This is a genomic window from Micromonospora sp. NPDC052213 (assembly GCF_040679695.1).
GTDB lineage: Bacteria > Actinomycetota > Actinomycetes > Mycobacteriales > Micromonosporaceae > Micromonospora.
Genome location: NZ_JBFAVI010000229.1, coordinates 1 through 8,889 on the forward strand (window position 1 = coordinate 1; position 8,889 = coordinate 8,889).

The 8,889-nt window shown below is 72.7% G+C and carries 9 protein-coding genes; 6 read left to right on the forward strand and 3 right to left on the reverse strand.

The window, feature by feature from the left end:
• Nucleotides 1-181: 181 nt before the first annotated feature.
• Entirely contained in the window at nucleotides 182-1,090 is a 909-nt protein-coding gene (locus AB0L34_RS31255; RefSeq protein ID WP_363708956.1) for a polysaccharide deacetylase family protein, read from the forward strand.
• 62 nt (nucleotides 1,091-1,152) lie between these two features.
• A complete protein-coding gene (locus tag AB0L34_RS31260; protein WP_357459581.1) occupies nucleotides 1,153-1,452 on the forward strand; it encodes a DUF1540 domain-containing protein in 300 nt (99 codons plus the stop codon).
• Nucleotides 1,453-1,463: 11 nt separating this feature from the next.
• Here AB0L34_RS31260 and AB0L34_RS31265 read toward each other — a convergent pair whose 3' ends face one another.
• Nucleotides 1,464-3,470 (reverse strand): protein meaA, encoded by a 2,007-nt coding sequence (locus tag AB0L34_RS31265; RefSeq protein WP_363708958.1) that lies wholly within the window; start codon nucleotides 3,468-3,470, stop codon nucleotides 1,464-1,466.
• 151 nt (nucleotides 3,471-3,621) lie between these two features.
• On the opposite strand from AB0L34_RS31265, the gene AB0L34_RS31270 reads away from it, so the two are divergent.
• Entirely contained in the window at nucleotides 3,622-4,470 is an 849-nt protein-coding gene (locus AB0L34_RS31270) for an ABC transporter ATP-binding protein (RefSeq protein WP_363708960.1), read from the forward strand.
• Nucleotides 4,467-5,312, forward strand: coding sequence for an ABC transporter permease (locus tag AB0L34_RS31275; protein ID WP_363708962.1), 846 nt, complete (start codon nucleotides 4,467-4,469; stop codon nucleotides 5,310-5,312). The genes AB0L34_RS31270 and AB0L34_RS31275 overlap by 4 nt, the downstream gene beginning before the upstream one ends.
• 50 nt (nucleotides 5,313-5,362) lie before the next feature.
• Here AB0L34_RS31275 and AB0L34_RS31280 read toward each other — a convergent pair whose 3' ends face one another.
• Nucleotides 5,363-6,211, reverse strand: coding sequence for a 3-hydroxyacyl-CoA dehydrogenase family protein (locus tag AB0L34_RS31280; protein WP_363708964.1), 849 nt, complete (start codon nucleotides 6,209-6,211; stop codon nucleotides 5,363-5,365).
• A 106-nt stretch (nucleotides 6,212-6,317) separates the two neighbouring features.
• Complete coding sequence (gene murA, locus AB0L34_RS31285; RefSeq protein ID WP_363708966.1) at nucleotides 6,318-7,754, reverse strand: UDP-N-acetylglucosamine 1-carboxyvinyltransferase; 1,437 nt, start codon at nucleotides 7,752-7,754, stop codon at nucleotides 6,318-6,320.
• On the opposite strand from murA, the gene AB0L34_RS31290 reads away from it, so the two are divergent.
• On the forward strand, nucleotides 7,753-8,325 hold the full coding sequence (locus tag AB0L34_RS31290) for a cob(I)yrinic acid a,c-diamide adenosyltransferase (protein ID WP_363708968.1): 573 nt from the start codon (nucleotides 7,753-7,755) through the stop codon (nucleotides 8,323-8,325). The genes murA and AB0L34_RS31290 overlap by 2 nt on opposite strands.
• 32 nt (nucleotides 8,326-8,357) lie before the next feature.
• Complete coding sequence (locus AB0L34_RS31295) at nucleotides 8,358-8,753, forward strand: VOC family protein (RefSeq protein ID WP_363708970.1); 396 nt, start codon at nucleotides 8,358-8,360, stop codon at nucleotides 8,751-8,753.
• The last annotated feature ends 136 nt before the right edge of the window (nucleotides 8,754-8,889 follow it).

Consider the following 8,889-nt stretch of genomic DNA (forward strand, 5'->3'; position numbering starts at 1 on the left):
GTGCCCGGCGCAGGGATCAAGCCTGACCGCCCGGAGCCGGGCACGGCGGGCCACACCCCCACCACCACGCACCGCAACCCAACAACCCCACCGCGACCGCACAGCAGCCCACCCAAACCAAGACCGCACACCACCCCACGCCCGGCACACGGAGAACACGAAGCGCTGACATCATCTCCCGGTGCCCGTGAAGACCCCTCGCCTTCCGCTCGCCGCCGCCACCATCGCCGCCGTGATCGCCGCCGCGGCGCTCCTCGCCGGCCCGGGCCCCCTCCGCACCCCGACGGCCGCCGGCATCGTCCCGATCTCCGCGGCGCAGCCACCGTCCCCGTCGTCGGGGCCGACGACGCCCGCCCCGACGGCCTCGGGCACGGCCGCGCCCGCCCGGGCGACCCCGGGCGCGACCCCGCCCGGCACGAGGCCGCCCGTCGTCGACCACGGGCCGCGTGTGGGGAACAAGGTGGCGCTCACCTTCGACGCGGACATGACGGACGCGATGCGGTACCAGTTGCGCAGCGGCGCGGTGCGGTCGTACGCGAACATGAAGATCATCGACCTGCTGGAGCGGGAGCGGGTGCCGGCCACGTTCTTCCTGACCGGCAAGTGGGTCGAGCAGTACCCGGCGGTGACCCGGCGGCTCGCCGCGAACCCGCGCTTCGAGCTGGCCAACCACACGTACGGGCACCTGGCCTTCACCCCGGACTGCTACGGCCTGCCCCGCATCCCGGAGCGGGAGATGACGGCCGACGTGGCGCGGACGTTCGACGTGGTGGCCGCGTACGGCGGGCGGCAGACCCGGTACTTCCGCTTTCCGGGGCTGTGCCACGACCGGAAGGCGCTGGACGCGCTGGCGCCGCTGGGGGTGACCGTGGTCGACGGAGACGTGGTGAGCGGCGATCCGTTCGCGAAGTCGTGGCGGCCGGTCGTGCGGGCGGCGCTGGACGGGGTGCGCCCCGGGTCGGTGATCGTCCTGCACGTGACGGAGGCGAACGCGCCGATGACGGACGAGGCGCTGCCACACATCCTGGCGGGGCTGGCCGAGCGCGGCCTGGAGCCGGCGCCGCTGTCGGAGGTGCTCGGGCAGAGCTGAATCCGCCTCGCTAGACCCCACCAAAAGCCTAAAATCGGGGCAAGAGTCTAAAGGAGGTCGGCATGACCGCAGCGATGGAGATGCCCCGCGTCCAGGAGTGTGTCGTTTCGGCCTGCGCGTACAACCACACCGGCGACTGCCACGCCTTCGCCATCACGATCGGCAGCATGGACCACGCGCACTGCCACACGTTCATCGAGATGCCCGCCGTCCGGGCCGGCGTGGACGGCCTCATCGCGCAGGTCGGCGCCTGCCAGCGGGCCGACTGCCGACACAACGACCAGTTGGAGTGCCACGCGCCGGCGATCAAGGTCGGTCCGGACAACGACATGGCCGACTGCATGACCTACATCACCCGCTGACCGCCCTTCCCTCAGCTCAGGCCGTTGGCCTCGCGAACGACGGTGACCAGGTCGTCGATGATGCCGGTGAGGGCGAAGTCCTTCGGCGTGAAGACCCGGGCCACCCCGGCGGCCCGGAGCTGCGCGGCGTCGCCGGCCGGGATGATCCCGCCGACCACCACGGGCAGGTCCGGCCGGCCGGCCGCGCGCAGCCCGTCCAGCACCGCCGGCACCGCGGCCAGGTGCGAGCCGGAGAGCACCGACAGGCCGACCAGGTCCACGTCCTCCTCGACGGCGGCGGCGACGATCTGCCCGGCGGTCAGCCGGATGCCCTGGTACACCACCTCGAAGCCGGCGTCGCGGGCGCGTACCGCGATCTGCTCCGCGCCGTTGGAGTGCCCGTCCAGGCCGGGCTTGCCGACCAGCAGCCGCAGCCGGCCGCTGCCCAACTCGCGGGCCGTGGCGGCGACCCGCTCGCGGACGGCGGCCAGGGTGGCGTCCCCGCCGGCCCCGGCGGCGCCCGCCAGGCCGGTGGGGGCGCGGTACTCGCCGAAGACCTGCCGCAGCGCGCCGGCCCACTCGCCGGTGGTCACGCCGGCCCGCACGCACTCCAGCGTCGCCGGCATCAGGTTCGTGGTGGTCGCGGCGTCCGCACGCAGCCGGGCCAGCGCCGCGTCCACGGCCGCCGCGTCCCGCCCGGCCCGCCATTCGCGTACGGAGGCCACGGCGGCCGCCTCCACCGCCGGGTCGACCTGTTCGACGGCCTCGGCACCGGCCGCGGTCAGCGGCGACGGCTCGGTCTCGGCGAACCGGTTGACCCCGACCACCACGTCGGTGCCCGCCTCCATCCGGCGCCGCCGTTCGGCCAGCGAGGCGACCAGCGCGCTCTTGAGGTAGCCGGTCTCCACGGCGGCCACCACGCCGCCCATCTCCAGCACCTTCTCCAGCTCGACCCGTGCCCCGGCGACGATCTCGTCGACCAGCGCGGTCATCACGTGCGAGCCCTCGAAGAGGTCCGGGTACTCCAGCAGGTCCGACTCGTACGCGAGCACCTGCTGCATGCGCAGCGACCACTGCTGGTCCCACGGCCGCGGCAGGCCGAGGGCCTCGTTCCAGGCGGGCAGCTGGACGGCGCGGGCCCGGGCGTCCCGGGACAGGGTCACGCCGAGCATCTCCAGCACGATGCGCTGGATGTTGTTCTCCGGCTGCGCCTCGGTCAGGCCCAGCGAGTTGACCTGCACGCCGTAGCGGAACCGGCGCTGCTTCGGGTTCGCCACCCCGTAGCGCTCGCGGGTGATCTCGTCCCAGAGCGCGCCGAAGGCCCGCATCTTGGCGATCTCCTCGACGAAGCGCACGCCGGCGTTGACGAAGAAGGAGACCCGCTGCACCACGTCGCCCATCCGCTCGGCGGGCACCTGGCCCGAGTCGCGGACCGCGTCGAGCACCGCGACGGCGGTGGAGAGCGCGAAGCCGACCTCCTGCACCGGCGTCGCGCCGGCCTCCTGGAGGTGGTACGAGCAGATGTTCACCGGGTTCCACCGGGGCATCTCCCGCAGCGTGTACGCGATGACGTCGGCCGTGAGCCGCAGCGACGCCGCCGGCGGGAAGATGTAGGTGCCCCGGGAGAGGTACTCCTTGATGATGTCGTTCTGCGTGGTGCCGGCGCAGCGTGCCAGCTCGGCCCCCTGCTCCGCGCCGACCGTGCCGTAGAGGGCGAGCAGCCACATCGCGGGCGCGTTGATGGTCATGGACGTGTTCATCTCGGCCAGCGGGATGCCCGTGAAGAGGGCCCGCATGTCGCCGAGGTGCGCCACCGGGACGCCCACCCGGCCGACCTCACCGGCGGCGAGTTCGTGGTCGGGGTCGTAGCCGGTCTGCGTCGGCAGATCGAAGGCGACCGACAGGCCGGTCTGCCCCTTCGCCAGATTGCGGCGGAAGAGCGCGTTCGTCGCGGCGGCCGAGCTGTGCCCGGCGTACGTGCGCATCACCCACGGGCGGTCGCGCTCGGGCAGCCGACCCGGGAGAGCCTTCTCGTCCATGGCGGGAGTCTAAGTTACCGTTCAGTCACCGGCGCTGTGGAAAACCACACAGCTCCATGGAGCGGACGCCCGGGTGCGAAGCTCCCGGCATGGGCCGGACCGCCACACCCCGGCCGGGTCGCGGCCACGGCCAGGACGCACACTTGACGACATGGATGACGAGCTCGCGATCTCCGTCCGGGGGCTGCGCAAGGCGTACGGCGACAACGTCGCCGTGGCGGGCCTGGACCTGGACGTCCGCCGCGGCGAGGTGTTCGCCCTGCTCGGCCCCAACGGCGCCGGCAAGACCACCACCGTGGAGATCCTGGAGGGCTACCGCCGGCGCGACGCCGGCGAGGTCTCGGTGCTCGGCAGCGACCCGGCCGCGCCGGCCGCCGACTGGCGTTCCCGGGTGGGCATCGTGCTCCAGGGCACGGGCGAGTTCGACGAGCTGACCGTCGCGGAAGTGGTGCGCCACTTCGCCGGCTTCTACGCCGGGGCGGACGACCCGGACAAGGTCATCGAGCGGGTGGGGCTGGCCGGCAAGGCGAGGGCGCGTACGCACACCCTCTCCGGCGGGCAGAAGCGCCGGCTCGACGTGGCGCTCGGCATCGTCGGCCGACCCGAGCTGCTCTTCCTGGACGAGCCGACCACCGGCTTCGACCCGGAGGCGCGCCGGGAGTTCTGGGAGCTGATCCGGGACCTGGCCGCCGCCGGCACCACCATCGTGCTGACCACCCACTACCTCGACGAGGCCGAGGCGTTGGCCGACCGGGTCGGCGTGATCGCCGGCGGACGCCTGGTCGAGGTCGCCGCACCCGACCGGCTGGGCGACCGGCAGGCGGCCCTCGCGACGGTCTCCTGGCGTACGCCGGAGGGGGCGCTGGAGACGGCGGAGAGCGCGACGCCGACGGCGCTGGTGGCCGAGCTGGCCGCGCGCTTCGGCGGCGAGGTCCCCGGCCTCACGGTGACCCGGCCGACCCTGGAGGACGTCTACCTGCGGATGATCGGACACCGATGACCACCACGACGAAGCCCGCCCCACCGGCCGCCACGGCCCCGGCCCGACGGCCCGGTCCGGTCGCCCTCGGCCTGCGGCAGGGCCGGCTGGAGATCACCCAGTTCCTGCGCAGTCGGGAGTCCGTCGTCTTCACGATGGGCTTCCCGGTCATCATGATCGTGATCTTCGCGGCGATCTTCGACGACCGGATCGCGCCCGGGGTCAGCTACACCCAGTACTTCATCACCGGCATGATCGCCACCGGCCTGATGACCGTCAGCTTCCAGAACCTCGGCATCTGGATCCCGATCGAGCGGGACCGGGGGGTGCTGAAGCGCTACCGGGGCACGCCGATGCCGAAGTGGGTCTGGTTCGCCGGCAAGGTCCTGATGGTCGTCGCCATCGGCATCGCGGAGACCGTGCTGCTGCTCGCCGTCTCGGTGGCGCTGTTCGACCTGGAGCTGCCCGGCACCGCCGCGAAGTGGCTCACCTTCGGCTGGGTGTCGGTGCTCGGCGTCACCGCCTGCACGCTGTGCGGCATCGCCATCTCGTCGCTGGCCCGCACCGCCCGCAGCGGCTCGGCCGTCGTCACCCCGGTCGCGCTGGTGCTCCAGTTCATCTCCGGCGTGTTCTTCGTCTTCACCGAGCTGCCGAGCTGGATGCAGCAGGTGGCGGCGCTCTTCCCGCTGAAGTGGATGTGCCAGGGCCTGCGCTCGGTCTTCCTGCCGGAGGCGTTCGGCGCCCGCGAGCCGGCGGGCTCCTTCGAGCTGACCCGCGTGGCCCTGGTGCTGGCCGCCTGGTGCGTCATCGGGCTGGTGCTCTGCCTGACCACCTTCCGCTGGACGACCCGGCGCGACGGCTGAGACGCGGCGGGGGCGGCCACCCGTGGTGCCCGGCCCCGCCGCGTCCGCGCTCAGTACGTGTAGAAGCCCTTGCCGGACTTGCGGCCGAGGTCGCCGGCGGTGGCCATGCGCTGGAGCAGCTCCGGCGGGAAGAACTTCTCGTCCGCGGTGTCGGTGTAGATGTTCTTCGTGGCGTTGAGCAGCACGTCCACGCCGGTCAGGTCGATCGTCGCCAGCGGGCCCATGGCGTGGCCGAAGCCGAGCTTGCAGGCGGTGTCCAGGTCCTCGGCGGAGACCACGCCGGACTCGACCAGCTTGACCGCCTCCATGGCGAGCGCGCTGATCAGCCGGGTGGTGACGAAGCCGGCGATGTCCCGGTTGACCACCACGACGGTCTTGCCGATCCCCTCGGCGAACGCCTTCGCCGCCGCCAGGGTCTCGTCGCTGGTCTTGTAGCCACGCACCAGCTCGCAGAGCTTCATCATCGGCACCGGTGAGAAGAAGTGGGTGCCGACGACGGCCTCCGGCCGCTCGGTCGCCGTGGCGATCTGGGTCACCGGGATGGCCGAGGTGTTGGTCGCCAGGATCGCGTCGGGCCGGCAGATCTTGTCCAGCGCCCGGAACACCTCGTGCTTGATCTCGATCTTCTCGAAGACCGCCTCGACGACGATGTCCGCGTCCGCCGCCGCCTCCAGGTCGGTGGTCGGGGTGATCCGGCCGAGCGTCGCCTCGACGTCGGACGCCTCGATCTTCCCCTTCTCGGCGAACCTCTCCAGCGACTTCCGGATGCCGTCCACGCCCCGCTTGGTGGCCGCGTCGTCCAGGTCCCGCAGCGTCACCTGCCAGCCCGCCTGCGCCGCCACCTGGGCGATGCCCGAGCCCATCAGCCCGGCCCCGACGACCGCGAGTCGACCCGCCATCTGCTTCTCCCTCGCCTGAATGAGTGTCTGCCAGCACCCTAGTCGGCACGCCTGAACGGATGCTAAGGCGTGTCGCCCGGGCGGCGGACGGCAGCGGCGGGGCCCTTCAGATGGTAAGGTCCGGCTCCTCCGGCGCGGTGCCCGGCTCCACCTCGACGCCGAGGGCCCGCAGGTCCGCCGCGAAGTCCGGGTAGCCCCGGTCCACGTGGTGCACGTGGGAGACCTCGGTGACCCCCTCGGCGCAGAGCCCGGCGATGATCAGCCCCGCGCCGGCCCGGATGTCGGTGGCGCGTACCGGGGCGCCGGAGAGCCGCTCGCGGCCGCGTACCACCGCGTGGTGCCCGTCGGTCTTGATGTCCGCGCCCAGCCGCATCATCTCGTTGGCGAACATGAAGCGGCCGTCGAAGATGTTCTCGGTGATCAGGGACGCGCCGTCGCTGACCGCCGCCAGGCCGATCGCCATCGGCAGCAGGTCGGTGGCGAAGCCCGGGTACGGCAGGGTGACCACGTCCACCGCCTTCGGCCGGTCGTCCATCCGGACCCGGAACGCGTCGCCCCTCGTCTCCACCAGGCCGCCGGCGGAGACCAGCTTGTCGAGCGCGACCTCCAGGAACCCCGGCTCCACCCCGGTCACGGTGACGTCCCCCCGGGTCATCGCCGCGCCGAAGGCCCAGGTGCCGGCCACGATCCGGTCCCCCACCGTGGCGTGCCGCACCGGCCGCAGCCCTGGCACCCCCTCGATGTGCAGCGTCGACGTGCCGGCGCCGGAGATCCGCGCGCCCATCTGGTTGAGCATGGTGCAGATGTCGACGATCTCCGGCTCGCGGGCCGCGTTGTCGATGACGCTGGCCCCGCGGGCCAGCACCGCCGCCATGACCAGGTTCTCCGTCGCCCCGACGCTGGGGAAGTCGAGCATGATCTCCGCGCCGTGCAACCCGTGCGGCGCCGAGGCGATCACGAAGCCGTGCTCGCCCGAGATCTCCGCGCCCATCCGGGTCAGCCCGGAGATGTGCATGTCCAGCCCCCGCGAGCCGATGGCGTCCCCGCCGGGGTGGGCCACCCGCACGTACCCCAGGCGGGCCAACAGCGGGCCGAGCACGCAGATGGAGGCGCGCAGCCGGCGGACGAGGTCGTAGTCGGCCTCGGTGCCGGGCTGTTCGGGCACGTCGATGACGACCGACCGGGACCGGGCCACCCCGCCGTGCGCGACCATCGGGTCGACCGGGTCGTCGGCGTCGAAGCGGATGCCGCAGCCGAGCCGGCGGAGCACCTCGCCCATGATCGCGATGTCGGTGATCCGCGGGACGTTGGTGATCACGCTGCGTCCCGGGGCGAGCAGCGCGGCGGCCATCAGCTTCAGCGCCGAGTTCTTCGCGCCGACGACGTGCACCGTGCCGGCCAGGCGGGCGTCGCCGCGCACCCGGATGACGTCGACGTCGTTGACCGCCGGGTCACCGGCGTCCCCGGGGCCCACCCCGCCCGGCCGCAGTGCGCCCGGGCGCACCGGGATCGTCAGGTCCGGTATCCGTAGGCTGTGCGTCATGGCCGTCCACCTCACGCGCATCTACACCAAGGCCGGCGACGCCGGCATGACCAGGCTGAGCAACAACGAACAGGTGCCGAAGACCGATCCGCGCATCGCCGCGTACGCGGACGTCGACGAGTGCAACGCCGCGATCGGCGTGGCGCTCGCGCTGGGGCAACTCGACGACGAGCTGCGAGGCGTCCTGGCGTCGATCCAGAACGACATGTTCGACGTGGGCGCCGACCTGGCCACCCCGGTGGAACCGGATCCGAAGTACCCGCCGCTGCGGGTCACCGAGGAGTACGTCGAGCGCATCGAGGGTTGGTGCGACGAGTACAACGCACGCCTGAGCAAGCTCGACTCCTTCATCCTCCCCGGCGGCACCGCGGGCGCGGCGCTGCTGCACGTGGCGCGGACGGTCGCCCGACGCGCCGAGCGGGCGGCGTGGGCCCTGGTCGCGCACGACCCTGAGCGGACCAGCTCGCTCCCGGCAAAGTATCTCAACCGGCTCTCTGACCTGCTGTTCATCCTGGCAAGAACGGCCAATCCGGGCGGAGATGTGCTATGGGTGCCGGGCGGTAGGCGCTGACCGCGCAGCATCCCCTCCCGCCGGATACCCCGGTGGGCGCGCTGCACCACGTCGAGGTCTGGGTGCCCGACCTGGCCGCCGCCGTCCGCGGGTGGGGTTGGCTGCTCGGCGAGCTGGGCTGGACGCCGTTCCAGGAGTGGCCGGCCGGCCGCTCCTGGCGGCTCGGCCCGACGTACCTGGTGATGGAGCAGTCACCGGCGTTGCGCGGGCGGCGGCACGACCGGCTCACCCCGGGCCTCAACCACCTGGCCTTCCACGCCGGCCCGCCCGCCGCGGTGGACCGGCTGGTCGCGGCGGCGCCGGCACACGGCTGGACGCTGCTCTTCCCGGACCGCCATCCCCGCGCCGGCGGCCCGGACACCTACGCCGCCTACCTGACCGACAACCAGGGGTACGAGGTCGAACTGGTCGCCTCACCACCCGAGTAGTTCAGCGGGTCACCTGACGAGACCGGTAACGGTGCAGGTGGTGTAAGAGGGCGCCGGACCGCGGACAGTGCGACGGCAGGGGTTTCCGGGGAGCCCGCCCGCGAAGGGATCAAGCCTGACCGCCCGGAGCGGGTGG